23 protein-coding genes and 1 pseudogene are annotated in these 25,721 nt (G+C 66.8%); 7 read left to right on the forward strand and 17 right to left on the reverse strand.

Annotated features, from left to right (window positions below):
- Nucleotides 1-276: 276 nt before the first annotated feature.
- A complete protein-coding gene (locus tag ABGB08_RS02410; protein WP_347585666.1) occupies nt 277-828 on the reverse strand; it encodes a VOC family protein in 552 nt (183 codons plus the stop codon).
- Here ABGB08_RS02410 and ABGB08_RS02415 point away from each other — a divergent pair.
- Complete coding sequence (locus tag ABGB08_RS02415) at nt 805-1,392, forward strand: acyltransferase (protein WP_347585668.1); 588 nt, start codon at nt 805-807, stop codon at nt 1,390-1,392. The two genes, ABGB08_RS02410 and ABGB08_RS02415, sit on opposite strands and share 24 nt — an antisense overlap.
- Nucleotides 1,393-1,429: 37 nt before the next feature.
- Here ABGB08_RS02415 and hrpB read toward each other — a convergent pair whose 3' ends face one another.
- The 4 genes and pseudogenes from hrpB to ABGB08_RS02435 form a co-directional block, all read right to left on the reverse strand.
- Complete coding sequence (hrpB, locus tag ABGB08_RS02420; protein WP_347585670.1) at nt 1,430-3,889, reverse strand: ATP-dependent helicase HrpB; 2,460 nt, start codon at nt 3,887-3,889, stop codon at nt 1,430-1,432.
- Nucleotides 3,890-4,089: 200 nt separating this feature from the next.
- A pseudogene (gene rho, locus ABGB08_RS02425) lies at nt 4,090-5,127 on the reverse strand (transcription termination factor Rho); the annotation flags it as partial.
- Between the two features lie 801 nt (nt 5,128-5,928).
- A complete protein-coding gene (locus ABGB08_RS02430; protein WP_347585672.1) occupies nt 5,929-6,507 on the reverse strand; it encodes a hypothetical protein in 579 nt (192 codons plus the stop codon).
- Nucleotides 6,508-6,549: 42 nt separating this feature from the next.
- Nucleotides 6,550-7,152, reverse strand: a complete 603-nt coding sequence (locus ABGB08_RS02435; RefSeq protein WP_347585674.1) for a TetR family transcriptional regulator — start codon at nt 7,150-7,152, stop codon at nt 6,550-6,552.
- Between the two features lie 73 nt (nt 7,153-7,225).
- Between ABGB08_RS02435 and ABGB08_RS02440 the strand changes: the two genes are divergently transcribed.
- The 4 genes from ABGB08_RS02440 (at nt 7,226) to lipB (ending at nt 10,391) form a co-directional block, all read left to right on the forward strand.
- Nucleotides 7,226-8,188, forward strand: a complete 963-nt coding sequence (locus ABGB08_RS02440; RefSeq protein ID WP_347585676.1) for a hypothetical protein — start codon at nt 7,226-7,228, stop codon at nt 8,186-8,188.
- A gap of 169 nt (nt 8,189-8,357) precedes the next feature.
- Nucleotides 8,358-9,365, forward strand: a complete 1,008-nt coding sequence (locus tag ABGB08_RS02445; protein WP_347585680.1) for a YbhN family protein — start codon at nt 8,358-8,360, stop codon at nt 9,363-9,365.
- Between the two features lie 88 nt (nt 9,366-9,453).
- Nucleotides 9,454-9,624 (forward strand): PspC domain-containing protein, encoded by a 171-nt coding sequence (locus ABGB08_RS02450; protein WP_347585682.1) that lies wholly within the window; start codon nt 9,454-9,456, stop codon nt 9,622-9,624.
- Between the two features lie 137 nt (nt 9,625-9,761).
- On the forward strand, nt 9,762-10,391 hold the full coding sequence (gene lipB / locus ABGB08_RS02455) for a lipoyl(octanoyl) transferase LipB (RefSeq protein ID WP_347585684.1): 630 nt from the start codon (nt 9,762-9,764) through the stop codon (nt 10,389-10,391).
- Between the two features lie 47 nt (nt 10,392-10,438).
- Here the strand turns inward: lipB and ABGB08_RS02460 are convergent, their stop codons facing one another.
- From ABGB08_RS02460 to ABGB08_RS02470, 3 genes are all read right to left on the reverse strand, one after another.
- Nucleotides 10,439-11,977, reverse strand: a complete 1,539-nt coding sequence (locus ABGB08_RS02460; protein WP_347585687.1) for an amino acid permease — start codon at nt 11,975-11,977, stop codon at nt 10,439-10,441.
- A gap of 25 nt (nt 11,978-12,002) precedes the next feature.
- On the reverse strand, nt 12,003-12,902 hold the full coding sequence (locus ABGB08_RS02465; RefSeq protein WP_170322863.1) for a choline/ethanolamine kinase family protein: 900 nt from the start codon (nt 12,900-12,902) through the stop codon (nt 12,003-12,005).
- 219 nt (nt 12,903-13,121) lie between these two features.
- Nucleotides 13,122-13,607, reverse strand: a complete 486-nt coding sequence (locus ABGB08_RS02470) for a hypothetical protein (protein WP_347585834.1) — start codon at nt 13,605-13,607, stop codon at nt 13,122-13,124.
- 180 nt (nt 13,608-13,787) lie between these two features.
- Between ABGB08_RS02470 and ABGB08_RS02475 the strand changes: the two genes are divergently transcribed.
- Nucleotides 13,788-16,007, forward strand: coding sequence for an FAD-dependent oxidoreductase (locus ABGB08_RS02475; RefSeq protein ID WP_347585827.1), 2,220 nt, complete (start codon nt 13,788-13,790; stop codon nt 16,005-16,007).
- On the opposite strand, the gene ABGB08_RS02480 is transcribed toward ABGB08_RS02475, so the two are convergent.
- The 4 genes from ABGB08_RS02480 to ABGB08_RS02495 form a co-directional block, all read right to left on the reverse strand.
- Complete coding sequence (locus tag ABGB08_RS02480; RefSeq protein WP_347585689.1) at nt 16,008-16,886, reverse strand: sugar kinase; 879 nt, start codon at nt 16,884-16,886, stop codon at nt 16,008-16,010.
- Between the two features lie 12 nt (nt 16,887-16,898).
- Nucleotides 16,899-17,333 carry a hypothetical protein gene (locus ABGB08_RS02485; RefSeq protein WP_347585691.1) on the reverse strand — a complete coding sequence of 145 codons (435 nt, stop codon included), beginning with the start codon at nt 17,331-17,333 and terminating at the stop codon, nt 16,899-16,901.
- Between the two features lie 168 nt (nt 17,334-17,501).
- On the reverse strand, nt 17,502-17,981 hold the full coding sequence (locus ABGB08_RS02490) for a hypothetical protein (protein WP_347585694.1): 480 nt from the start codon (nt 17,979-17,981) through the stop codon (nt 17,502-17,504).
- Nucleotides 17,982-18,689: 708 nt separating this feature from the next.
- A complete protein-coding gene (locus ABGB08_RS02495) occupies nt 18,690-19,706 on the reverse strand; it encodes a tetratricopeptide repeat protein (protein WP_347585696.1) in 1,017 nt (338 codons plus the stop codon).
- A gap of 193 nt (nt 19,707-19,899) precedes the next feature.
- Here ABGB08_RS02495 and ABGB08_RS02500 point away from each other — a divergent pair, with 193 nt between their 5' ends.
- A complete protein-coding gene (locus ABGB08_RS02500; protein ID WP_347585697.1) occupies nt 19,900-20,178 on the forward strand; it encodes a hypothetical protein in 279 nt (92 codons plus the stop codon).
- A 431-nt stretch (nt 20,179-20,609) separates the two neighbouring features.
- On the opposite strand, the gene ABGB08_RS02505 is transcribed toward ABGB08_RS02500, so the two are convergent.
- The 5 genes from ABGB08_RS02505 to ABGB08_RS02525 form a co-directional block, all read right to left on the reverse strand.
- Complete coding sequence (locus ABGB08_RS02505; protein WP_347585700.1) at nt 20,610-21,467, reverse strand: helix-turn-helix transcriptional regulator; 858 nt, start codon at nt 21,465-21,467, stop codon at nt 20,610-20,612.
- Nucleotides 21,448-21,963: a DUF6879 family protein gene (locus tag ABGB08_RS02510; RefSeq protein WP_347585702.1), complete on the reverse strand. Its 516-nt coding sequence runs from the start codon at nt 21,961-21,963 to the stop codon at nt 21,448-21,450. The genes ABGB08_RS02505 and ABGB08_RS02510 overlap by 20 nt, the downstream gene beginning before the upstream one ends.
- 338 nt (nt 21,964-22,301) lie before the next feature.
- Nucleotides 22,302-23,708, reverse strand: a complete 1,407-nt coding sequence (locus tag ABGB08_RS02515; RefSeq protein ID WP_347585704.1) for a serine/threonine-protein kinase — start codon at nt 23,706-23,708, stop codon at nt 22,302-22,304.
- A gap of 193 nt (nt 23,709-23,901) precedes the next feature.
- A complete protein-coding gene (locus ABGB08_RS02520) occupies nt 23,902-25,191 on the reverse strand; it encodes a BtrH N-terminal domain-containing protein (protein WP_347585707.1) in 1,290 nt (429 codons plus the stop codon).
- Nucleotides 25,192-25,340: 149 nt separating this feature from the next.
- A complete protein-coding gene (locus tag ABGB08_RS02525; protein ID WP_347585829.1) occupies nt 25,341-25,718 on the reverse strand; it encodes a DUF2809 domain-containing protein in 378 nt (125 codons plus the stop codon).
- Nucleotides 25,719-25,721: the final 3 nt, after the last annotated feature.

The following is a 25,721-nucleotide window of genomic DNA, read 5'->3' on the forward strand; positions in this document are numbered from 1 at the left end:
CACGCTGTGGTCCCACCGATGCCGCTGGCCAGCACGCTCAAGGTGCCGATCGCGGCTAGTCGAAGACGAGCCTGTCCCATGTATCCCCCTGGTCCGGCGAAATTGACCTGCCAAAGGACGTTATGTACCGATTTCGGATGAAATATCCCTAAATGCGGATTTCAGAGGGTTCGCAGGCGATTACTTTGCGTCAAAGCTGGAGTTGCCGACCGAGTGACGGCCACGTGTTGACCATGGACCACCGCCCGCGTCCACGGCGGCCCAGCCCGCTCCGGTCTAGTCCTCGTCCAGGCAGAGGCAGAAGGGGTGGCCGGCCGGATCGAGGAGCACGCGGACGTTCTCCTGCGGTTGGGCCGCGGCCAGCGAGGCTCCCAGGGCGACCGCGTCGGCGACAGCGGAATCGAGGTCGCCGACCTGGAAGTCGAAGTGCATCATCGGGCGCTGCTCCCCGTCGACGGGCGGCCAGACGGGGGCCCGGTAATCGGCGGCCTGCTGAAACACCAGATAGATGGATCCCTGAGGGGCGGCGATAATCGACGTTCCCGGTTCCTCGTGGCCGATGGGCCAACCAAGCAACTCCGAATAGAACCGCGCCAAGGCACCGGGCTCGGGCGCTTCAATAGCGGCGCCCCACCACATACCGGCCGTTCGAGATCGCATGCGCGTATCCTGTCGCGGCGCTTCAGCCACGTCCACCCGGCGCCACGCCGCCCAGGCGCACGAATTCGTCGTGGTTGTGGCGGCTTTCGGACCTTGCGGTTGATCTGACGTGGAGTTCCGCAATTCGGGCGCATGATGGTGGCCATGTTGATCCGTCACCGTGGTCATGAGCCGATCATCGATCCCTCCGCGTACGTCGCCCCGACCGCAACGCTGGTCGGCCAGGTACGGATCGGTCCTCGGGTACGGGTGATGTACGGAGCCGTCCTTGACGCGGAGGAGAGCGCGATCGAGGTTGGCGAGTGCTCGGTCGTCTGTGAGAACGCGGTGCTACGCGGCGGGGTGACGTTGGGCGATCATGTCTTCGTCGGCCCGCAGGCGACCTTGCTGGGCTGCAGGGTGGCGCGATGCGCCTATCTGGCCACCGGTGTGACCGTGCTCCAGGAGGCGGCGCTTGGGGCGGGGGCGGTCGTCGCGATCGGCGCTGCGGTGCACGCTCGCACCGCGTTGCCGGAGGAGTTCTTCGTCCCGCCGAACACGATCGCCATTGGCGGGAAGGTGTACGCACCGGGTGATCCCGCACTGCCCGAGGCGATCAAGGGCGTGGAATTCGCGAAAGTGGCGTTCGGCGTCGACGCCGACTGGGGGAATCGGATCCACCGGTATGAGCGGATGGCCGAGGTTCGCTCGAACCAATTCGCCGCGCATGCCGATGACGAGATCGTGGGCTGAAGGACCGATCGGCGACCAGGTGGATCTACGGATACCTCTAGGCACGTCGGGGGTTCGTCTGGCGGGTGGGGGCTGCGCCGATCGGGTTCTCCGGCCAGGGGTGGCGCGGGTATCTGCCGCGGAGTTCGGCGCGGACGGCCTGGTATCCCTCCCGCCAGAAGGACGCGAGATCCGAGGTCACCGCGGCGGGCCGCCCCGCGGGCGACAGGAGATGCACGGTGAGGGGCACTCCCGCGATCCGTGGGGCGTCGTCCCAGCCGAACAGCTCCTGCACCTTGACCGCCAGCACCGGCCGTTCCCCGGAGTAGTCGATTCTGATCTTCGACCCGCTCGGCACCTCGACCCGCTCAGGCGCGACATCCTCGATCCGCGCCGACCAGGGCACCAGCCGCCGCAACGCAGCCAGCACGTCGATCCGCGCCAGATCACTTCGCCGCCGGACCCGGGACAGCTCCGGCTCCAGCCACCGCTCGGCCGCATCTACCAGAGCCGTATCGTCCACCGGCGGCCACGGCTCCCCGACGACCCGGTGGCAGAACGCCAGACGTTCCCGGAACGCGCGGGCATCCGAAGTCCACCGCAGCAACGCCACCCCTTCCTGGCGCAGCCCGTCCAGCACAGCCGGACGTACATCGGCATCCACCAGCGGCACCGACGACAGCTCGATCGCCCCCAGCCGCCGGACCCTTCTGGCGACGATCTCGCCCCGCCGCCAGCCGATCTCTTCCGTCTCCTCCAGCAGCGCCGTCGCCGCGATCCGCGCGATCCTCTCGTCGATGACCACACCCTGCCGAACCCGCGCCACCGAACTCCCCACCCCCCGATCGGCCACCGCCACAGCCAGCCACTCGGCCTCACTCAACCCCGACCCCGCCACAGCCCCCGTCCCGGAAGCCATGACAAAGCCCCCTTCACCACGCCGCCGCGCCACCCTCTCCGGATACGCCAAAGCCACCACCAGCCCAGCAACCTGGTCATCCTGTCCAACGTGCCGTCCCGAAGGCGCGGAGCCGAGGGCTTCGGTGAGACGGCGGGTTTCCTGGCGCCAGCGGTCGGAGAGGCTGTCGTTTCCCCGCCGGACCGAGCGCAGGACTGAGACGAAGTCGTCGGACGCCGAACTGGGGAACCGGTCGGCGAGCAGGGCGACAATTTCGGCGGCCCGACGGACTCCGACCTGATTCGCGCCATCGATGAGTGCGCGGGCGAGCCGGGGATGTACTCCAATGTCGGCCATTTTCCGGCCCCGCGCAGTGACTCGGCCGCCGTGCACAGCGCCAAGAGCGATCAGCGTGTCCCGCGCGGCGATCATTGCCCCACTCGGAGGCGGATCGAGCAACGCCAGCCCGCTCGCGTCGGGATCTCCCCAGCAGGCCGCCTGAAGCGCGAAATCGGTGAGATCGGCAAGCGCGATCTCCGGCTGTGCATACTCGGGCAACCGTTCATGCTCCCCCGCCGACCAGCACCGATAGGCGAACCCGTCCCTCTCACGCCCAGCCCGCCCGGCCCGCTGCGCGGCCGACGCCTTCGAGGCCCGTACGGTCACCAGCGATCCCAGCCCCCGCGCATGATCCATCCGAGGCTCCCGAGCGAGCCCCGAATCAACCACGACACTCACCCCAGGAATGGTCAGGCTGGATTCCGCCACCGACGTCGCCAGAATCACCCTCCGCCCCACACCACGACTCAAAGCCGCATCCTGTACGGCACCAGACGCCTGACCGTGAACCTCCAGAACCTGGACGTCAGGCAACATCCGCGCCACCCTGCCCAGTTCCGACACTCCCGGCAGAAAGCAGAGCACGTCGCCTTCGTGCCGTGCCAGCGCCAGCCGTACGACATCGGAGACATGAGCAAGAAAGGCGGGATCGACACGCAGCCCGTGCGGCGGCGCGACCGGCTGGACCGGAGGAGCCCAGACGATCTCAACCGCGTGCGTGGCACCCTCGGTATGAATGACCGGCGCGCCCCCGAGCAGCCGAGCCCAACGCGTCGCGTCGGTAGTAGCGGACGTCGCCAAAAGACGCAGGTCCGGACGAAGAGCCTCCCGAATATCGATCAGGAACGCGAGGGCGGTATCAGCGTCGAGATGGCGTTCATGGCATTCGTCCATGACGACCACATCGATCCCGTCAAGTTCGGGCTCACGCTGCAACCGCCGAAGCAACACCCCGGTCGTCACCACCTCCACCCGCGTACGCGGACCGACCTGCCGTTCCCCCCGAATCGTGAACCCGACCCGCTCCCCGACCTTCTCCCCAAGCAGCCACGCCATCCGCCGGGCCGCCGCCCGCACAGCGATCCGCCGCGGCTCCGCAACGACCACCCGCCCACCCGAAAAGAACAACCCAGGCACCAACCCCGCAAGCGCAAGCGGCACCAACGTCGTCTTCCCGGTCCCCGGCGGCGCAGTGAGCACGGCTGTTCCGGCCGACTCAAGCGCACCCACCACATCGGGCACCACATGCCGGACAGGAAGCTCGGACCACTCGGGGCGCATCCGCCCATTGTTATCAGGCAGCGCGCATCTCCTTCGGCCGGGTGAGCAACGAACGAGTCCTATTGTCAGGCAGCGCGCATGGCGAGCAGGACTTCCGCGTTGGAGAAGATCTCCTTCGGGCGGGTGAGGAAGGGCCTGAGCGGTCCGGCGCTTCGTTGGCTAGGCCCAAAGCAGGAATGCCCGCCAAATAGTCCTGTTTCTCAGGCGGCGCGCATGCCGAGGAGGAGTTCCGCGTTGGAGGAGGTCTCCTTCAGACGGGTGAGGAAGGGCTCGAAGGAGTCCTGGCCGTGGAGGGCCTTGCGGAGTTTCCAGACGAGGGAGAGCTCGGCGGGGTCGAGCAGGAGTTCCTCGCGGCGGGTGCCGGACGCGGTGACGTCGACGGCGGGGAAGATGCGGCGGTCAGCCAGGCTTCGGGTGAGTTTGAGCTCCATGTTGCCGGTGCTCTTGAACTCCTCGAAGAGGTTGTCGTCCATTTTGGAGCCGGTTTCGACCAGCGCGGTGGCCAGGATCGTGAGCGAGCCGCCCTCGCGCAGGTTGCGGGCCGCGCCGAGCAGTCGCTTGGGCGGGTGAATGGCCCGCACGTCGATCCCGCCGGTGAGCACCTTTCCGCCGCCGGGCTGAGTGATGTTGTACGCACGACCCAGCCGCGTGATCGAATCGACCAGCATGACCACATCGTGGCCCAGCTCGACGAGCCGCTTGGCCCGCTCCACGGCCAGTTCGGTGACCGTGATGTGGTCGGTGGCGGGACGGTCGAAGGTGGAGGCGATGACCTCGGCCTGGACCGATTCGCGCATGTCGGTGACCTCTTCTGGCCGCTCGTCGACGAGCACGACCATCAGATGGCAGTCCGGGTGGTTGGCGGTGATCGCGTTGGCGACCGCCTGGAGGAGCAGGGTCTTGCCCGCTTTGGGCGGGGCCACGATGAGGCCGCGCTGGCCCTTGCCGATGGGCGCCACCAGGTCGAGGACCCGGGTGGACAGCACGCCCTTGGTGGTCTCCAGGCGGAGCCGTTCGGTGGGATGGATAGGAGTGAGGTCGGCGAACGCGGGACGGTTGCGCGGCGGCCCGGTGGCGATCGAGATCAGTCGGCCGCCCTGGGCGGTGCCGGTGATCACGTCCCCGGTTCTGAGCCCGGCGAGCAGGTCTTTCGGGACCGTGACGTCGCTGGGACCGCGCAGGTAACCTTCGGTTTTCAGGGTGGAGCCGTCCAGGATCCCGCTGACCTCGCGGAGCACCGCGGGTTTGACCGCGTTGTTCCGGGAACGCGTCCTGGGCTCACCCACATGAGTTTGGGTAAGAGTCATAATTTGTCCTTGCGGATATGGGGAAGTTGGCATGACCGCAGGCATCACGAAACGAATGAACAAGCTGCGCGGTCACAAACTCGGCCAGATCGGCCGGTCGCACGTGCCCCAGAATCGGGCCAGAAACATGCGAGCTACATCGACGATAACACGCCACTCGGCGAGATGTATTCCCCAAAACACGGCCCCCAACCCCCACCTGCCCACCATTCCCACCCGGCCAACGGCTCCAGGAACACTGCTCGCCCAGGTCACGGCAAAGTGAAGGGCGCACCCGAGCGTCAACTCGCGCAACGGTGAATCGCCAGGCACCTGGAGGGCGTCCGGTCGTTCCTGGGACCATCCCGTGGTTCGCTGGCCCGCCCGGAGCGCGTGAGATCGTTCCGGATCCCACGAACGGAACGGTGATTCGCTGGCGCGACTGGAGGGCGTCCGGTCATTCCCGGGCCGTCCCATGATTCGCTGGCCCGCCCGGAGGGCGTGAGATCGTTCCGGATCCCACGAACGGAACGGTGAATCGCTGGCGCACCCGGAGGGCGTCCGATCGTTCCCCACACCATCACAGAGGGAACCGTGCGAGCCCGGAGGGCGCGTGATCATACCCGGCACCGTCACAGACGGAACCGTGATCCGTCGGCGCGTCAAGGGGGGGGTGAGATCGTTCCCGGGACCGCACAGACAGAACGGCTAATCAGGGCGCGTCAGATCGTTCCCGGGACCTTGTGTGGATCGTTAGCGTGCCTGGAGGGCGTCTAGGGCTACGGCCATGGCGATGACCAGGCGGCGGTCGAGGCGTGGGTCATTGATGTCGATGGCGTAGGTGTCGCGCAGGCCCCAGCGGCGTTCCACGGAGAAGGCGATGGAGGCGCCCACGCTGAAGTCGAAGTGGTAGGGCAGCCACGACAGCGAGTCGGTGAAGCGCCGCAGGATGGCCACCAGCGGGTTGCGTTCCTGGCCGGTCATGGTGGGCAGGCCGGGCTGCTGGAGATGCCAGGTGGAACGGAGCAACGACTTGCCGAAGTCCTTCCGGAACAGTCCAATGGGAACTCCGGACGCGTCCACCACGTCGTAGCCGCTGGCCAGGTCGATGACCTTGCGCGCCTTGAAGGCGGCAAGCGCCTCACCTCGCGATTCATCCGTATAAAGGGTGACCTGTTCTTTCAGCGTCAGGCGTTTCTGCTCGGCGAAGGCCACGACCGGACCGTCGGAGCCGTCGGGCTCGGCGATGTGGACGACGTAACGGTTGATCATCATGGTGATCTTCTGGCGCAGGATCAGCCGCGTCTGCGTCTGGAGGGTCGCCGTGTCCACTTGAACCTCCGTAAATGGTCTCTTTACCACCCTATTACGGAGTCAGCGGAGGGGAAGATCCCCAGTGAGAAACCGCTGGATGGAAGGTGCCACACAGGCCACGATCTCCTCCGGTGTGAGGGCGGTCAGGATTTCGATCTGGATGACGTAACGGGCGAAGACGATGCCCATGAGCTGGGAGGCGGCCAGGAGGGCGCGCTGCTGGGGATGGTCGGACCCGAGGTGCTTGCCCAGCGGCCCGGCCAGTTCATGGATCATGAAGTCTTTCAGGATCCCGGCCGCCGCGGGGGAGGTGGCCGCGGACACGACCACCGCCTTGATCCGTGGACCGATCTCAGGATCCTCCCAAAGCGCGAAATAGCGGGTGGTGAGCCGTTCCCCGAGCGTCTCCAGGTCGCCGTCGAAGGACTCGACCAACTGCCGGATCGGCATGCCGCCGTTCCTGATCGACTCGCCGAACAAGCCGTCCTTGTTCCCGAAGAAGTGCATGACCAGGGCGGGATCCACCCCGGCCGCGCGGGCTACGCCCCGGATCGTCGTCCCGCCGTAGCCGTGCTCGATGAAGGACGTCATCGCGGCCTCCAGGATGGCCTCCCGCGTCTGGGTGTTCCCTGGCCGCCGGCCGCTCTTGGTCTCGTTCTCCATACCCACTATTCAACCATGTTGAATTCGTCTATGGTGAACTCAACGTTGTTGAAGTCATCACTAGGAGAATTCGATGAGGAAGCTGCTCCCGGCCGTCGTGCTGGTGACGCTCATCGGGCTCGCGTTCGCCGCTTCGTTCGTGGGCGCGCTGCACCAGCCCGAACCCCATGGCGTGCCGGTGGGCGTGGTCGCGCCCGCGCAACTGGCCGCCCAAATCGACGCCGGGCTGGCCGCCAAGAAGCCTGGCGCGTTCGAGATCACGAGTTACGCCGACGAGGCCGGCGCGCGGACCGCGCTCGGCGACCGCGAGGTCGAGGCCGTGGTCCTCCCGCAGCAGGCCAAGCTGATCGTCGCCAGCGCCGGCGGGCGGACCGCGTCCACGGTGATCACCCAGGTGTTCACCGGCGTCACCCAGGCCCAGGGCCAGCAGCTCACGGTCGAGGACGCCTACCCGCTGCCCCCCGGCGACTCCGGCGGCGTCTCCGGCATGTTCTACGTGCTCGCCCTGGTCATCCCCGGTATCGCCATCGCCGTCCTGGCCGGTCACGCCGGAGCGAGCTCTGGCCAGAAGCTCGTTGTCATCGCGCTCGCCTCGGTCACGGTCGCGCTGGCCAACGCCTGGCTCGCCGACGTGGTCTTCGGCGCGCTCCCCGGGGCGTACCTCGGGCTGGCCGCCGTCTCCGCCGCCGTGACCTTCACCCTCGGCCTGGTGGTCGCGGGCTTGGTCCGGGTGCTGGGCACCCCCGGTGTCGGGCTGGCGGCCCTGCTGTTCGTCGTGGTCGGCATCCCCGCCAGCGGCGGCCCGCTCGGCGCCCGTTTCATCCCCGAGTGGTACGCGGCGATCGGCCAGGCTCTCCCGATCGGCCAGGGCACGGTGGCCATCCGCAACACCGTCTTCTTCGACGGCGCGGCCCTCACCGTCCCGCTCACCGTCCTGGCCGCCTGGGCCCTGGTCGGCCTGCTCCTGCTGCTCATCCCCGTACGGCACAGCGCCGCGGCCCACGCCGCCACCGCCCAGCCCGTCCCCGTCGCGTGATTTACATCACCCAATATCCGGAAATGTCGGGCCGGGCAACTGTTGAACTTCTGGCATAGCCCGGCCTTCTCCCCAGGATCACCCTGGGAACACCAGCGAAAGCATGGCCAATCTCACAGGTGTCCTCAGCGTCATCTCAGCAGAGTCATGCGAGATTCAAGGAGTGCAGATGTCCACCGGGTGGAGATGGGTCGCCGCTCTCGCTATAGGCGGCGGTGCGTATCTCGTCCTGCGGGACGAGTTGCCCCAGCCTGGAGAGATCTGGGCCACGATCACCAACGTCAACCCCGCCTGGCTCGCCGTGGCCGTCGCCGCCGAGGCGATCTCCATGGCGACCTTCGCCCGGCTCTTCCGCAGACTCCTGGGCCTGGGCGGAACCAAGATCAGCCTGGGTCGCGCGCTGGCCGTCACCTACGCGCGTAACGCCTTCTCGAACTCGCTGCCCGCTGGGCCGGTCCTGTCCATCGCGTACACCACGCGAGAGTTCAGCCGGCTGGGCGCGGGCAGGCCGCTCATCGCGGCCACGCTGGTGCTCGCCGCGTTCTATTCGGGGGTGACCTTCGGGGTGCTGAGCCTGGTCGCGCTGCTCGGCTCACCAGCGACCCGGATTCCGACGTTGATCGCCGCCCTCGCGGTGGTGGCGCTGGCCGCCATGGTGATGCGAACCCGCCCGTTCGTCGGCGTGGTACGGCGGCGCATGCCGAAGCTGTCGGCGCAGCTGGACGCGGCGCGGGCCGCCATTCGCCCGGCCTCCCGGGATCGGGCCATCCTGGCCGGGCTCGCGCTGCTGAACTGGCTGCTCGATGTGGCCTGCCTGGTGGCGGTCTGCGTCGCGGTGGGCGTCGACATCGGCCCGCACACGATGCTGCTGGGCTACGTCGCCGCCAAGGGCGCGCAGGCGCTGGCGTTGATTCCGGGCGGGCTCGGCGTCGTCGAGATCGGGATGGCCGCCACGTTCTTCGCGGCCGGAGCGAGTGGTGGCGCGGCGGGGGCGGTCGTGGCGTTGTACCGGCTCATCTCGTACTGGGCGATTCTGATCGCGGGCTGGCTGGCGTGGGCGTTCCTGCACGACGAGGTGCGGGCGGCGGCCAAGGTGGTGGGCAGGTTCCTGATGCGGGCGGGCGCGAGCATGAGCCCGTTCGCGCTCCCGCCGACCGAGCGCGGCGCGCACCCCTAGGGGTTTTGTCAGGGTCCCCGGTGGAACGGGGGTTGGCAGCCGGTTCGTTGGACCGAGTGACTGACAACCCCAGACGGAGGAAACCACGATGCACCGGTCCAGACACCACAAGATGATCGCGGGCGTCTGCGGCGGTATCGCCGAACGCTACGGCATGTCGCCTAACACGGTCCGGCTCCTGTTCCTGCTCTCCTGCATCCTGCCCGGGCCGCAGTTCATCATCTACCTGATCATGTGGGTCTTCATACCCAAGGCCTAGGCTTGGCCGCGCCTGTGTCTGGACTGAGGAACGCAGGGTCGCGAAGCGGCCCGGAGTGACGAGGGAAGACGCAGGCTGAAGGCGGCCGAGCCCGCCGTGCCGGAGGCGCGGCCATAAGCACAGGTATCCTCGATAACATGCAGAACCGGCCGCTGACCCTTATCCAGGACGACCTGGTCGACTACGAGAAGGCCATGGAGCGCATGGCCGACCTGGTCCAAGAACGCCAGGACGACATGCGGCCGGATACCTTGTGGCTGCTCAGCCACCCCAAGGTCTACACGGTCGGGCGGCGCACGCTGACCGAGCACCTGCCCGACCCGTCGCACGGCATCCCGGTCGTTCCCACCGGCCGGGGCGGCCAGCTCACCTACCACGGCCCCGGCCAGCTGGTCGGCTACCTGATCGTCAAGCTCGGCCCGAACGAGGGTGTGGTCGACTACATCCGCGAGGTGGAGCTCCGGCTGGTGGCCGCGCTGGGCGTGCTCGGCCTGCCGGCCGAACGGCGGGACACCCCGCCGGGCTCGGAACTGCTCACCGGCGTCTGGACCTCCGGGCGCAAGATCGTCTCCATCGGCATGCGGGCCAGCAAGGCGGTCACCAGCCACGGCTTCGCCATCAACGTCAACGGCGACCTCACCCCGTGGGATCTCGCCGTCGCCTGCGGCATGCCGGAGGTGGACATGACCTCGATCGCCCGCGAACTCGGCGACGCCGACTTCGACACCGTCCGCGCCACGGTCGCCAAGGAGTTCCAGGCCTCCTAACGGCCGGTACGGCTCCCGCCAGGCGGAAGCCGTACCAGAGAAGAAGGTCAGGCGTCGATCGAGTCGACCGTGCGGCGTGGCCCGGTGAACCAGTGCCGCGCGGACAGCGCCCACCACAGGCCGACCCCGAGCACCATGGCGCCCACCACGATCGGCGCGTAGTTCACGGCGGTCCAGGTGAACGACTCATCCGCTTCGGTGGCCGGATTGTCTGAGTTGAACGGCACGCCCGCGGGAGCGAGCGGCATGATGAAGTAGATCGACACGATCGTGATCTCGATGATCGCGATCCAGCCCATCACCTTGTACTTGGCGCCCAGCGTCCACGGGCCGGGCTGGAAGGCGTCGCCCATGCGCAGCCGCAGCCAGATCGGGATGGCGAAGGCGATGTAGAGGCCGATCACCGCCACCGAGACCACCGCGTAGAAGGCCAGCGGCGTGCCGGTCGGGGCCTTGTACAGGGCGGGCAGGGTGAGGATGAGCGCGGCCACGCAGCCGAAGATGATGGCGTTGACGGGGGTCCTGTTCTGGTCCACCTTGGACCAGAGCCGCCAGCCGGGGATCGCGCCGTCCCGCGAGAACGCGTACGTCATTCGCGACATCGAGGTCACGCAGCTCATGCCGCAGAAGAACTGCCCGATCGTGGAGATCGCGAAGATCGCGTTCGCCAGGTTGCCGGGCACGGCCGTGTCGAAGATCGCGCCCACGAAGCCGAACTGGGCGTTGATCTCGTCCACGTTGGTGGCCGCGAACAGGAAGGCCAGCAGCAGGATCCAGCCGCCGATCGCGGAGTAGAAGATCGACTGCCAGAGGCCGCGGGCCGCCGCGGTGGCCGCGCCCTGGGTCTCCTCCGACACGTGCGCGCACGCGTCGAAACCGGTGATCGTGTACTGGGTGAGCAGGAAGCCCAGCGGCAGGACGTAGATCCAGAAGCTGCCGCTGCTGAAGCCCGAGTTGTTGATCGTCTCGGTGAAGACGAACGACATCGACTGGTGCGAGTCCGGTCCGAAGATGAGGATCAGGACCACCACCGCGGCACCGAACACATGCCACCACACCGACACGTTCTGCAAGATCGAGATGAGCCGGTGGCTGTAGATGTTGATCAGAGCGTGCAGCACCAGCACGACGGCGAACAGGATGAAGGTGTTGCCCAGCGACACCTCGAGGCCGAAGAAGCGGTCGAGGGTGATGTTCAGGAACGTGGCGCAGCCGTAGTCCACCGACGCGGTCACCGCGATCAAGCCGATCAGGTTGAACCAGCCGGTGAACCAGCCGTGGATCGGCTTGCCCATCTTGGCGGCCCACCAGTAGATGCCGCCCGCCGTCGGATAGGCCGACACCAGCTCCGACATGCACAGACCGATGATCAGGATGAAGACGGAGATGATCGGCCAGCCCCAGGAGATGGCGATGGGGCCGCCGTTGTTCCAGGCCTGGCCGAACGTGGTGAAACACCCGGCGAGGATCGAGATGATGGAGAAGGAGATCGCGAAGTTGGAGAACCCACTCCAGGTCCGCGACAGTTCTTGTTTGTAACCGAGTTCGGCGAGTCGTTTGGCGTCGTCGTCGAGGGCTTGCGCCATGTAGGCCTCCTCATGCCTTGGGGGGTTACCGGCGCACGGCGTCGATCAGACGTCCGAAGCCGGGGTCTTTGAGATCGCGTACGGCTTGCGCGAACTTGTCGGCGGCCTCGGCGTTGTAGTCGAAGTCGCGGTGCTGCGGAGTCAGCCCGTGGTGCACGACGAACCAGAGCGTCCAGGTCAGGTTGGACATGATCAGATTCAGCCGGACTCGTGCGGCCGGGGCGGCGTCGTCGAAATACGCCAGGGTGAGGCGCTCGACGTCGTCGGGGTCGAAATCGGCCTCGGCGGCCAGGTCGCCGAGTTCGAAGCAGGGGTCGTTGTTGCCGGACAGCTGGTAGTCGACGATTCGCACCACGCCGCCGGCCTTGATGAAGTTCTCCGGCAGCAGATCGTTGTGGCAGGGGACGGTTCTCATCGGCCGGACCGCGAGGGCCTGCTCGATCTCGGCGACGGCCGGGGTCCAGTCCTCGTATCCGTCGGGGAGCTTCAGGCTGTTGGCCTTGCAGAGGGCCACAAAATCTGCGTGCTTCCGGAAAATCGAGAAATCATTGCCGAACCGGGGGCCCGCGTGCAGGGCCCGGCAGGCTTTCGCGATCTTGCCGATCTCATCCCGTACGGCCGGCGCGTCGAGGGTCACGCCGTCGATGTACTCCAGGATGAGCGCGCCCGGCAGCTCGTGCAGCACCTGTGCGCCGACGCCCGTGGACGCGGCGAGCACGGTGTTGGCGATCTCCTGCTCCAGCGGGATGCCCAGGCCTGTCGCGGCGATCCGGGGATCGAGCACCCGGAGCAGCCAGCGGTCGCCGTCCTCGGTCTCCACCCGGGCGATGTGGTGGCTGAGCCCACCCTTGATCGTCGTATGGCTGACCGGGCGCCCGGCCCAGGCCGCGACCATCTCCAGCGCGTCCTTGACGGCATCTGGCATGCCCGGCTCCTTTTGGTCTACCTTCAGACCATTGATCCGATTGTGGAGCCCAGGCGTTACAGGACGGTACCAATGGTGCAACTTCCCGCAGACGCCCAGGCGGTTGTGGTCGGTGGTGGGGTAGCTGGATGCAGCGTCGCCTTCCACCTCGCCCGGCTGGGTTGGCAGGACGTGATCCTGCTGGAACGCCATGACCTGACCGAGGGTACGACCTGGCACTCAGCGGGTTTCGTCGGCCAGCTGCGGTCCACGGTCACCCAGACCCGCATGATCATGTACTCGGCTGGTCTCTACCCAGAACTGCGTGATCTCACCGGGTTGGATCCCGGCTGGCACGGGGTCGGTGGACTTCGCCTCGCGACCACCCCCGAACGCCACGAGGAACTCCTCCGCCAGGCTGGGGCGGCCGAGACATACGGCCTGGACATGGATCTCCTGGACGCGTCGGCGACGTATGACCGCATGCCGCTGCTTGCCGTGGACGATGTGCTGGCGTCGCTCTGGCTTCCTGGTGATGGCTGGCTGGACCCGGCCCGGCTGGGGCGGGCGTTGGCGGAAGGGGCGCGCAAGCTCGGTGTTCGTATCATTACGGGCGTCGAGGTAACGGGCATCGACGTCGAAAACGGCCGCGTCCGGGGGGTCAGGGTCCGCAGGTCCACCGAGCCGGATGTCGGCGGCTCGGCGTCCCCAGGGTGGGATGTCCACGGATCGGCGCTTCCTGGGTCGGATGTCGGCGGATCCGGCTCTCGCGGGTCGGGGGATCGTCAATCGGCTGGGAGAACGTCGGATGATCCTCAGCCCAACGCTGGTGGGTCTGCCCGGAGTGGAGTTGGCTCGCGGCCGCAGGAGGCGCGCCACCGGCAAGACCTCGACGGGCGGGGTGAGATCGCGCCTGGTTCGGAGTGGGTCATTCGGACGGACACGGTGGTCAATGCCGCAGGTGCCGCAGCCGGGGTGGTCGGGCGGATGGCCGGGGTCGATGTGCCCGTCGTGCCGATCAAGCACCAGTATGTGGTGACCGCGCCTTCCGGGGTTCCGGTGACGGCGCCGACGGTTCGGGATCCCGACAACATCGTGTATTTCCGTGAAGAGGGTGGCGGCATTCTCGTCGGGGGATATATCCGGACTCCGGATGTCTGGGAGGACCCCAACCCGCTCTCCCAGCCTCGCGCTCTCTTCCCCCCGAACATGCCCAAATTCGAGGAATCCTGGGAGTCCGCCCGCCGCCGCCTCCCCTCTCTCCGCTCCAACGGCCAGATCGTCAAGGTCGTCCACGGCCCCGAAGCCTTCACTCCCGACGGCGAATTCCTCCTCGGCGAGACCTCCGTGCGCGGCTTCTGGGTCGCCGCCGGCTTCTGCGTCCACGGCCTCGCCGCGGCCGGCGGCGTCGGCAAGGTCATGGCCGAGTGGATCGTCGACGGCCAGCCCGAATACGACATGTTCGCCATGGACATCGCCCGCTTCGGCACCCACGCCCGCTCGGCCACCTGGGCCCGCGCGAAAGCCCTCGACTCCTACAGCAAGTACTACGACATCGCCTACCCCGGCGAGGAACGCACCGCCGCCCGCTCACTCCGCCGCTCTCCCGCGTGGGTACGGCATGCGGAACTGGGCGCCGAATTCGGCGAAAAAGCAGGCTGGGAACGCGTCAACTGGTACGACTTGCCCAAATCCATGCGGAACCAGGGATCTTCGACCGAAGAGCCATCGGGAACCTCAGACGCATCGACAAATCCGGCTTTGCCCGGAGCTGCGTCGGGTGGGGCTTTGCCGGGTGGAGCTTTGCCGGGTGAGGTCGTGTCGGGTGGAGCTCAGCTCGGTGGAGCTGCGTCGGGTGGGGCTTTGCCGGGTGGAGCTTTGCCGGGTGAGGCTGTGTCGGGTGGAGCTCAGCTCGGTGGAGCTGCGTCGGGCGGAGCATTGCCAGGTGGCGCTGTGTCGGGAGGAGATTCCTCGGATGGCGCTGTCCCGGATGGAGTTTCCTCGGATGGAGCTTTGTCGGGGGGAGCTTCCTCGGATAGGGATTTGTTGGATCGGACTTCCGTGGGTCCTTTGGTGGATGACGCCTCGGGCGAAGCCACGGAGAGGGCCCTGGAGCGGAGCTCCGGGTACAGACCGGGTGGGTGGGCGTGTCGTTTCTGGTCTCCTTCGATTCGGGAGGAGTGTTTGGCTACTCGGGATGCGGCGGGGTTGTTTGATCAGACTTCTTTTGGGAAGTTGGAGATTTCTGGGCTGGGGGCGTTGCAGCGGATTGCGGGTAACGATATCGACAAGGCTGTCGGGTCGGTTGTTTATACGCAGTTGCTTAATGGGCGGGATGGGATTGAGGCGGATGTCACGGTAACGCGATTGGGGGAGGATCAGTTTCGGCTGGTGACCGGGACTGCGTTTGGTGGGCATGATATGGCGTTGCTCAGGCGTAATGGTGTTGAGGTTCGGGATGTGACGTCGGCTTATGCGTGTTACTGCCTTTGGGGGCCGAAGGCGTACACCATTCTGGCGGGGTTGACCGGGGATGATCTGAGCTTTGGGTATATGCAGGCTCGGGAGATCAGCGTGGGGTATGTGCCGGTGCTGGCGCAGCGTGTGACGTTTGTGGGGGAGTTCGGGTGGGAGCTGTATTGTCCTGCTGAGTATGGGCTGACGCTTTGGGACACGCTGATGGCGGCGGGTGTGCCGGAGGGGATGCGGCCCGGGGGGTATCGGGCGATCGATTCGATGCGGCTGGAGAAGGGGTATCGCGTTTGGGGGTCGGATATCACTCCGGAGACCACTCCGTTGGAAGCGGGGTTGGGGTTTGCGGTCCGTACCGAGCGGCGGCCGGGAATGAAGCGGCCGGAGAGCGAACTCGCGTGCCTGTTGCTGGACGGCGGTAAGGACGTCGCGCTCGGCGGCGAGCCGGTGCGATTGGACGGCACGCCAGTGTCGCGGGTGACCAGCGGCGGATATGGCTATCGGGTCGATCAGTCGATCGCTTACGCCTATGTGCCGCCGGGAACGTCCCGCGTCGAGGTGGGCGTCAATGGGAAATGGGTCGGCGCGGATGTTACGTTCGGGCCGGTTTATGACCCCGGCCACCAGCGTATTCGCGCCACGCCCTGGAAATGATCACGGAGGGAGTTCGTCGCGGTTCGGCAGGCCCTGCCAGGTGCTCGCACTGGCCACCGCGAAAGCGGCCACCGCGATGCCGCGCTTGAGCCGATCCGACGGATGCGAATCGTCCAGCAAGGCGCTCAGATACCCGGCCACGAACGCTCCACCGACCTCCGTCGAATCGACCACCGTCACCGGAGCCGCCTGGGTGTCGTAGCGGAAACCGTCGACGGTGGCGCTCGCGCCCTTGGATCCGCGGGTCACGACGAGTTCTCGGAGCGATCCAATGGCGGTTTCGACCAGCCCGAGCTCGTCCTGGTTGGAGAAAAGCACGTCGGCGGAGGCGGCCAGTTCGGTGAGCCCTTCGCGGGCTTCCTCCACGCTCTCCCACAGATAAGCCCGATGATTGACATCCACCGACACCAGCACCCCGGCGTCCTTGGCCAGCTTGACCGCGTGATGAACCGCGCTCCAGGTGAATCCGCTCAACGCCGGAGTGATTCCGGTGACATGCAGGATGCGCGCGGATTGGATCGCCTCCGCCGGAACATCCCCGGTAGACAAGCGCGACCCCGCGGACCCGTCCCGGTAGTTCACCGCATGCGCGACCCGCCCAATCCGCCGCTGCCGCAACACGATCCCACTCGACGCGGTCTCGTCCACCCGCATATGGCCGGTGTCGATGCCTTCCCCACGCAGCACGGTAAGCGTCCGTACGCCGATCTCGTCATCACTCACCCGCCCCAGAAATCCCACAGAATGCCCGAGCCGCGCCAGCCCGACGGCAACGGTCAGCTCGGCGCCTTCCAAGTCCAGTCGTGCGGTCATATCGTGTCGGAGCCGCTCGGCCGAGATGACACCCAGCACCTCGCCCAGCGTGAACACGTCGCTCATGTACGGTTTTTCCTAGATCTCAGGTCGCGGCGGCAGAGTCTCGATTTTCCATGACGAGTCAGCGTCGAGACTCCAGAGCAGCTGGTTCTCCGAGTCCCACTTCTTGGGCGAGTCCGTGGTCGCGCGCGGGTGCATATCCCGCTCGTCCAACGCGGCCTTGTACGCCTTCCACGCCTGCCGGTATGCTCGCCGCGCTTCGACGTCGTCATCGGCGTACATCTCGGGCGGGGTTGATTCCTGCTGGCTCGTGCCGTCGGGGAACAGCGTCTGCCAGCGGTCGTTGCTCATGCGATTGGTCGCGCGGAACTCGAGGGCGCCGTCCGGCAGCCACCGCCACCGCACCGCCCAGCCACGCGCGTGGAGCGTTCCGTCCGCGCGCGTGTCCACCGCCACCTGCGGCAGGGCCAATGCCCAGGGCCGGAAGTAGGCCGCGAAACTCTCCGCCACCGTTGTTGGCTCCATACCTCAGGATGATCTCAAGTTTCCTGCCATAACGGTGATAATTGCCCAAATCGCAACACGGCTCTCCCCGTCTCACGGGCACGGCTCCCGCAACACGGGTACGGCTCCCGCACCGAGAGCCGCACCCGTGCCCGGCGGAGGCCGGTTGGCGGTCTACTGGTTCTCGTCGGGCCGGTGCGCGTGCCGGGCACCGGCGACGAGCTTGTCCGAATCCGACGGAACCCGGTCGAAACTCCCCTTTTCATCGGGGTCGAACGTGGCGTCCTCTGTCCGGGTCTGCGCGGGAACCGGCCGATCGTGCACTGCGGTGTGGTCACGATCGGCCGTGCCCAGGCGCTGCTCCAGGTCCCGCTTCTCACTTTCCAGCCGAGAGACGCGATTAAGTTCGGCCAGGTGTGCCTCACGCCGACGCCGGCGGCGCAGCGCGGACCTGTGCATTCCGCCCACGACCAGGGCCAGCCCGAGCAGGAGTGCCACCGCGGTGGCGGCGCCGGCCACGAACACCTCGACCGAAGTAAAACTCAGCGTCCGGTCCAGGACGGAAACACTGGTGGTGACCGTGCTCTCCAGCATGGCCACCTCGATCGCGACCGCCACCGCGACCACGATCAGAAGAAGGCCCAGCAAAACCATGATCTCTCACTCCTAACCGATGGGTTGACGTGGGCCAACTCCGCCTGCCCCAAAAACCCCAGACCATGCCCCCACAAACGACGAAGCCCATTACACGCCAGCCGGTCGTGCCACTGCGTGCCCCGGCCTACTTCCACAACAAGCTGCCCGGCAAGAAGTAACAGCACATGCCCCCGGCTCCCCCCGTACACGGGGCCAGGCCGGAGGCCTTTGCATTTGGCTGGGGGCGGGATTATCGCGAGCCCCCCGGAAGCAAGGCACGGTCGGCTCGCGGTGGGCGTCCCGGACCTCTGCCGGTTTCCTTCACCCAGTCCTGGCCGCCCGGGGACGGCTTGGTTTCTACCGGTCATCACCTATTGCCGCCCCCAGCGGGACCTGTTTCGTTGAGGCGCGACACCATTGACGTCCGCTGACTTCCGTTGGGCGGGTCGTTCAACGGCCGCGACGGTGAGCGTGACTTCGATTCCCGCCGGGGGTGGTCGGGCCTCCTGTCCGCCGGGCAAATCGGAGAACTCGGGCATACAGGAGGCCCTCCCACGTCTGGGGGCCGTAGGTGAGGCGCGACACCATCGACGCATGCGTCAGCGGCGGGAACCGGGCGAGAGGGCCCGAATCGACCGCAATCCGCGGCCATAGCGACGGCACCGTTCACTGGACGGCGGTACAAGGGAAGAATCTTCATGGTCGGATTCGTCTGGGCGGGGTCGTTCAACGGCCTTGTAGGTAGCTGAGTGTGACCTGGATCTCCCGACACAGTTTCGCCGCCGGGGGATCGGCGAAGGTGGCGAGCGCGGCCAGTGCGTGCTGCCATTGCGTGCGTGCCTGCGGGAGGTGTTGCATCGAGGCCAGGGCTTTGCCCATGCCGATCAGGCTGAGCGCCTGATGCCAGCGGTCGCCCAGGTCGCGGTGGACGGCTTCGGCGGCGCGGTGCAGGGTGATCGCCTCCTCCGCGTGCCCTTGCTCCCGGTGGGTTTCGGCGGCTGCTGCCAGGGCCAGGGCTTCGCCGCCGCGGTCGCCGAACTCGCGGTGGAGGTAGGCGGCACGCTGGTAGGTCTCCAGCGCGTCGGCGGGCTGCCCGGCCGCGCGCTGCACATGGCCGAGTTCCACGAGCCAGGAGCCCCGCCATATCGGATTGCCGACGGTGGCGGCGGTCGTGGCGATGGCCAGCGCGGCATCAATGGAGGCGCGAGCGCTGATCAGGTCCCCTCGTGCCCGCTGGGCGCGGGCCAGGAGGAACAGCGCGTGGCCTTGGGAGTGCCGGTCGTGGAAGTAATCGAAAACCTCCACGGTTTCGCTGAGGATGTGTGCCGCTTCCGCCGCCCGGTCCAGTTCGATCAGTGCTTCGGCTTCGTTGGTGCCGGTGACGGCCAGTCGGTGGGCTGTGTCGTCGAGTGCGGCGAAGATGAGCGAGCTGTCCTCAAAGTGCATGCGGGCTTCCCGCAGGTGGCGTCGGCGTAGGTGGAGCATGCCGAGCGCGTTCAGGGAGCGTGCCTGGCCGAGACGGTCGCGCAGACGGCGGTAGAGTTCCAGCGCGTGCCGATGGTGGGATTCGGCCTCCCTCGGGTGGCCAGTCTGGGCGTAGAGGTCGCCGAGGCTTTCGGCGGCCAGTGCCTGACCGGCGAGGTCGCCGTCGGCGACGGCGGAGGCGGCCTCGATGGCGGCCACCTGGCGCCAGTCGGTGACGGCGTTGCGGTGGGCGTAGACGGCGCGCAGCACCGCCGACATCCGCCAGGCCAGCCCGTGCAGCCCAGCCTGTGCGGCCAGGCGGGACGATGGAGACGATGGTGGCTCGCTCGGCCTCCCACCAGGCCAGCGCGGCCTGCGGTTGGTCGAAGGTCTTGGGCGTGACCCCGGCCGGGACCTCCTCCAGGTCGTAGGCGTCGCACGGGGCGAGGGCGTACTGGAGCCAGTCGCAGGTGTGCAGATACCAGGACACCAGCCGTACCAGCGCGTGATCCGCCTGCGTGGCCGATCGCCGGGCCCGCACGGCCGCGTGGGCCCGCAACGGCTCATCGATCCGGTACCGGCCGGGCACCACCCGCTTGATCAGACCCACCCCGTCGAACGCCTCCAACAGGCCCAGAACCGGCCCGACCCGTCCGCCGTCCAGCGCGGCAGCCGACTCCGCCGAGAAATCGCCCCCGGGATGCAACCCGAGCAGCCCGAACAATCGCGCGGCGTCATCGGGGAGCGCTAAGAATCCTTCTTCTCGTTCAGAGCGCGTCTTGACGTCCATTGATCTCCCTACCTCTCGGTTCGGCTGATCCGGAGGAAACTCCTGGGGACCCTGCATGAGGATGCATGAAAGGAGATGGTGCGGTGGGTTCACGCTAGGGTGCTCGGGATTCCTCATGACCGACAGTCAGTTCGGCATCAGGGTCGATCCGGACCGGTACGTTCGCGGGCTCAGGGTCGGCTTCTTTCACAACCGCCAAATCCACCGGGCGCTCCACCAGCCCGACACCCAGCTGGGCAGGCACAGGCTGATGGGCAACCGGTGGCACAACGGGAACCCGATGCCCGAGAAGGACAGCATCGAGTGTCGCAGGCGGTATGTCGTCGTTCAGGGGCATAGATCGACGGTAGGAACGGTCGAAGCCGATCGCCAGTGTGTTGCGGAATGTTGCGTTAATTCGTAGGTGTGAGGTCTTCGATGGCGGCTCTGACCAGAGAGCGGGCCGACTCGCCGTAGACCGAAACATGCGCCAAGAGATCGAATATTTGTTCGTACAGTTCGATTTCGCTTGGCATGGTCACCTCGATTGAGGCGGTTGGAGTCTCCATCAGAACCAGTCGCTCGTCATAGATCCAGAAGCCCATGGATGCTACACACGGGCGTTCGATCATCATGGGAATGATCCCAAGCCTGACGTTGGGCAGCGATTCAACCACCAAAATTCGCTCCAATTGGCCAGTCTGAGTCGCCGCATTGCCGAACCACGTCCGCAATGCCTGCTCCTCAAGTAGCACCTCGAACCGCTTCTCGCTTCGATAGATGATCTTCTGCCGAGACATACGAGTTTCTACGGCCTCGTCAAGGTCGTTCGGAGTATCGAGAAAGTCGATCCAAAACCGCAGCATGGCCGCAGCGTAATCCGGAGTCTGAAAGAGTCCAGGAATGACGTTGTGTTCGTAGATCCGAAATCGGTTCGTACGCTCGTACAACGGCACTGATGTCCGCATGAGCTGCTTCATCCCGGCGCGCGTCCGCCGTTTGTGCTCCTGATACATCGATTCGAGGGCACGGACGCTAGCCAGCAGGTCAGGAATCTGCTCTTCCGCATCGCAGATCTGGCACCAGAGGCGGATCTCCTGCTCGGTTGGTGTTTTGCCAGCGTTCTCCAGCCGACTGACTTTGGTGAAGTGCCACCCAGTTGCGTCGGCGAGGGCGCGGCCCGTGATGTCAGCACCCTTACGTATCTCTCGAAGTCGATTGCCGAGATTCTCGGCGGCCTGTTTAGCCGGGCTAAGTGGGCGAGTACTCACGATGAGGGATTGCAAGCTTCCAGACGGCCTCGAAGGCATCCATGCAGAGGGCTACATCGCCCTGATCAGTGGAGAGGGTCATGTCCACGATCAGACCGTTACCAGAATAGTGCAAGAAAATGACCCGTTCGCCGTCGAGTAGGTAGAAGTCGTTGCCGGGCAGCGGGACCGATGAGACGAGTCGTCGGGGTACCCAGCGGATGTCTTCGCCGGCATCGACCATGGGATACGCAATGCTGTGCGACCATCTCTGATAGTCGCTGAGCGGCTCCGACACGATACGCGCCCTACGAACGGACCTACCAGCCTTGGCGTGTTGCCGAAGCGTTGAGCACCACCCCTCAAGCCACTCAAGGTCATCAGGCTCTCTCGCAGCCCACTTGGCCATGTGGGGGAGCTCGGTTTCTGTTCCATACGCGTCTCTCATCTCCAGGTGTACGGCGCTGCTCTCGATCGCGTCGAGCAGCGCCGCGAACTCCTGGTCCGTGATGCTCACGAACCATCCTGGAGGAAGACCTTGACCGAGATCGACCGCCACTACCAGACACTCCGCCTGGAGATGATGGCCCTGTTCCCCGCGCTCGGCATCGCCTGCGGATATCGCGAGATCTCAAGTGGCTAGGGACCTGATCCTTGATGACTCAGGCCTCAGTCGGGTCGGTTAGTGCCTCCGCTCCGGAGGTTTCCACCTGACCGTCCCGTTCGGGTTCTCGGCCGGTATGGCGGGGGTACCCGAGGCGCTCGAATGGGCGACGGATTCCACATCCTTGCAGATCAGGTGCACCTTCTTCAGTTCAACGATCTTGCAGGGCCGTCAGTGCTGAATAGCGGAGGTTACGGTGTGACCCGGGTCAGGATCACTCCCGTGTTGTCGGTGAGCGTGTCCTTCGCCGGGTCGTACTGGTACTGGATGTCGACGGTGTCCAGCGCGGCGCTGGGGCAGGTGATCGTGTAGGTGGTGGTCAGTGTGTCCCCGGTGAGGGCTCCTGGCCCCATGATCGTCGCCGGGGAGCCGTTGCACACCGTCGCACGTGTGTCCTGCAATGCGAGCTGGTAGTCCTGGGCTCCTTCGGAGCGGACGACTTCCAGTGTGAGGTCGCTGCCATCTGTGTCCGTTCCGGACCAGGTGCCCACCACGGTACGTTCGCCGCCGCCTGCGTAGGTCTGGTATACGACTAGGCTTGCGGTGGCAATGGCCAGGATCACCGCAGCGGCCCCCAGCAGGAGCCGATGCGAGGGTTTACGCCGGGAGGGGGCAGGGTCCCAGCTCTCCGGCGTGCTCGTCTGCGCTATGGCCGTCCGAGATACTGTCTCGCTGGATTCTCGCTGGTAGGGGGGCGTGGCGTTGGGCACTGCCGTGCCGGTGCCCGATGGGAGGTGGTCGGGCAGGGTGTGCTCGGCGAGAAGTGGGGCCATGGCGGGGGGCAGCCACTCGCCCGGTGCCGCGCTGTGGGCGAGGCGGGCGAGAAGATCGGCGGCGGCAGGCCGGGCCGCCGGATCCTTGCGCAGGCAGTCGGCCACCAGGTCGCGCAGGTCGTCGGGTACGGCCGACAGGTCGGGTTCCTCGGAGATGATGCGGTGGGTCAGCGATGCGGCGGGGCCGCGACCGAACGGGTGTGTGCCCGCCGCGTGACACAGCACCACACCCAGGGCGAACACGTCGACCATCGCGGTGACGGGCTGGCCGGTGAACTGCTCGGGAGCCATGAACCCCGGGGTGCCCATGTGCATGCCCGTGCCGGTGATCGCGGCACCGTCCAGCGCCCGTGCGATGCCGAAGTCGATGACCCGGGGGCCGTCATCGACCAGGAGGATGTTGGTCGGCTTGAGATCGCGGTGGATGACGCCGGCGGCGTGTATCGCCTCCAATGCCTCGGCCAGCCCGGCGGCCAGGACCCGCAGCGATGGGGGAGGCAACGCCCCGTGCCGGGCCAGCGCCGTGGCCAGGGGAGGACCTGCGACGTACGCGGTGACTAGCCATGGCCGTTCACCGCCGGGGTCGGCGTCCACCAGCGGGGCGGTATGGAAGCCGCCGACCCGCCGCGCCGCCTCGATCTCTTGGGCGAAGCGCCGCCTGAAGTCGGGCTGAGCGACCAGTTCTCGCCGTACGAGCTTGACGGCGACGGCTCTGCCGCTTGGCGATCGCCCCCAGAAGACCTGGCCCATGCCGCCCTCGCCGAGTCGGCCCCCGATGCGGTAGCGGCCCACTTGCCTCGGGTCCTCGGCCGTGAGCGGCTGCATGGTGTCCTCCCGCCGAAAACCAATGCTGAGGACCCAATCATCTGAGATCGCGCCGTTCTCGGCTACGGGTTTGGCGCGTATCGGCGGTGGCGCAGCTCCTTGGTGCCGGCGCGGTGGGCACCGTCATCTGCGTAGACGGTGCCGGATGATGGTGAGCCACCCGGCGACCTGTTTGTTCTGTCAAGGGTTTGGATCAGTCGCGTAGGACGGTGATGGCGCGGCCTTCCAGGGTGAGGGCTTGGGCGGCGTAGTCGGCCAGTTGGGTGAAGAGGTCGGTGCGTTCCTCGTTCGTGAGGAGTTCGGTCTTGGTGGCGAGGTCGAAGGATTCCGTGGCGAGGGCGGCGAGTTGGGGAGCTGCTGTTGAGCCTTGGGTTACTTGGAGGGTCATGTATTCCTCCAGGATTTCGGCGAAGCGGGGGAGTTGGGGGATCAGTGGGGTGAGGGCGGTGGAGGCGAGGGTGGACCAGGCGGTGGCGGATTGGCGGTAGAGGCTGGCGGCTTCGGTGAGGCGGGGGTCGATGAGGGGGGCCGCTTCGTCGAGGAAGTCGGCGTAGATGGGGCGGGTGGCGCCGGGGGAGCCGTACTCGATTTCCAGGCAGACGTGGAGGCGGGCGAGGGCGGAGAAGAGTGCGCCCGGGGTGGCGAATCGGGCGGACCAGCCCTTCTTGCCGGTGGTGTCGCCGAGTTGTTCGACCAGGCGGCGCATGCCGGACAGGCCCATGTTGACGTCGAAGGAGTTGTTGAGGACGGGGCCGGTGAGGTGGGCGATGGTGGTGGCGATGGCTTCCCGGATCGCATCCTGGATCGACGAAGGAGTGCCGGGTTGCAGGGCGAGCAGGTGGTGTTTGCCTTTGCGGTGCCGGGCCCAGGCGGTTTCCAGCGCGGACAGCGGGATGCGCTCGGGGGTGGTGCGCTCGTCGTCCACGTAGACCGTGTCGCCATCGAGGCCGATGACGGCGATCTCGTAGCCGTCGCCGAACGGCAGGCCCGGATGCCAGGGCAGCGCGTGGCGATCGACCCGGCAGATGGCGGCTCGGCCGTCGCCGAGAACCTCGCGCAGGTGGCGTTCGGCGATCTTGGCACTGCCGGTCTGCCGGATTTCGTAGCCGATGCCCGCCCGCGTGAGCGCCGCCGGGATGAACGGCTCCGGATGATGCTGGGTGACGATCGTCATCGTCGTCATCTCGGTGTATTCGAAGATCGCGTAAAGGAATCCGATGCCGCCGCCAAGACCTGCCAGCATCGCCTCGCTGTACGGCTCGCCGCTGTGCGGCGCCACCGCGCCCGCCTGCCGGAGCACCCGCCCCAGCAGCGCCGAATCGTGGTGCACACCCCCACCGGTGGCCGGATATCCCCGCAGAATGGCCGGATCCACCGGCGGCTTGGCCGCGCCGAGCACGTGCCGCCGCGCGGTCGTGTACGCCTCGCCGGTCCTGGCCATGCGCTCGCGAACCCGGCGCTTGAAAGTCTTGCCCTCGGTCATCTGCGTCCCATCAGGCCTGATGACACCTCACGACGGGCCCACGCTCCGTCGCGGACGTCTGTGGCCTGACATCTGCGCAGCCGGAGGAAACGCCCCAAGGACAGCGATCCCCTTTGCCTCCGCGAAAGCCGATGGGCGTGGACCACCGGTCAGGAGGTTGGGCGCGAGACGTCGCCCTGCCCCTTTTCTACCATCCGACCCTTGACGATCGCCACGCCCAAGCCCGCGCCAACGGCGTACCAGAAGAGATCCGGGGCGTTGAAGGTGGAGCCGAGGACCAGCCGGGCCAGGACGCTATGTGCGGACAAATCCGCCGGGATGCCGGTGAGCTGGAAGAACTCGACCGCCCAGCTGATCCCTGTCGCCGTCAAAGCCGCGTAAAGAGGCCGGAGCCAGAAGGCCACCAGCGCGTAGATCAGCGTCGTGTAGAGCGCGATCCCGGCATATTTCGCGAAATCACCGCCGGTGAACGCGCGCACCCCCAGGCCCAGCACCAGCACAACGGGCACCGCGAGCCAAGGTCTCATCAC

The organism is Acrocarpospora sp. B8E8, from assembly GCF_039871605.1.
Taxonomy (GTDB): domain Bacteria; phylum Actinomycetota; class Actinomycetes; order Streptosporangiales; family Streptosporangiaceae; genus Acrocarpospora; species Acrocarpospora macrocephala.